This is a genomic window from Vibrio sp. 2033 (assembly GCF_033339735.1).
Genome location: NZ_JAWOVC010000288.1, coordinates 1 through 752 on the forward strand (window position 1 = coordinate 1; position 752 = coordinate 752).

Sequence of the window (752 nt, forward strand, 5' to 3'; positions counted from 1 at the left end):
AAGGGCTTTATATTTACCGACATAAAGAGCGTTTAGTTACTTATCACGTCCAACAAACGCCACGACGACTTTGTCATTGCCAAGCGAACGAGAGAAAACGTACGCGCCTTCCTGTTCAATAACTCGATGCTGACCTGCGCCAATGGCAGGGTGTGCTTGACGGAACTGACCAAGGGTTTGCCAGTGTTTCAGCAAAGCTTGTTTGTCATCAGATAGCTTCCAAACCATGTCTGAACGTGTGCCTTGGTGGAAATCATCCGCGTAAGGGCCAATGTTACGGCCTACTTCATCGCCATAATAAACCTGAACCGCTCCTGGGCTAAGGAGCAATGCGTTCGCGGCGTTACGTTGCATGCCGTAATCTTTAAAACGTGAGAAGAACAACTCCGTATCGTGAGAAGACATGTAACTGACTGGGTTGAAGTCTTTCTCGTTCGCGATAGTGTCCGCATAGCTTTGGTAAGTGTCTGCCATTTGGCTAAAGCACGCCGCGCCTTTGTCTAGCTTCTTCTGCATATCGAAGTTGATCAACGCGTCAAAACCATCATCGAAATAAGGGCTGCGATACGCGGTGTGTCCCCAGACTTCGCCCATCATCCAGAACGGCTGGCCTGATTTGCCATTTTCTTTACGCCATTGTTCTAGGCTGTTCGATGCTTCCTCTTTTAGACGCTTCCAAACTTCACCTTCGACGTGTTTCACCGTGTCGACGCGATAACCATCAATGCCAAAGCGTTTCACCCAATCAGTTT

The 752-nt window shown here is 48.5% G+C and carries 1 protein-coding gene; it reads right to left on the reverse strand.

All coding sequences use genetic code 11. The features are described from left to right. Positions 1 to 36: 36 nt before the first annotated feature. The coding region (locus R7P74_RS26135; protein ID WP_318123555.1) for an alpha-amylase family glycosyl hydrolase at positions 37 to 752 on the reverse strand (716 nt) is incomplete at its 5' end.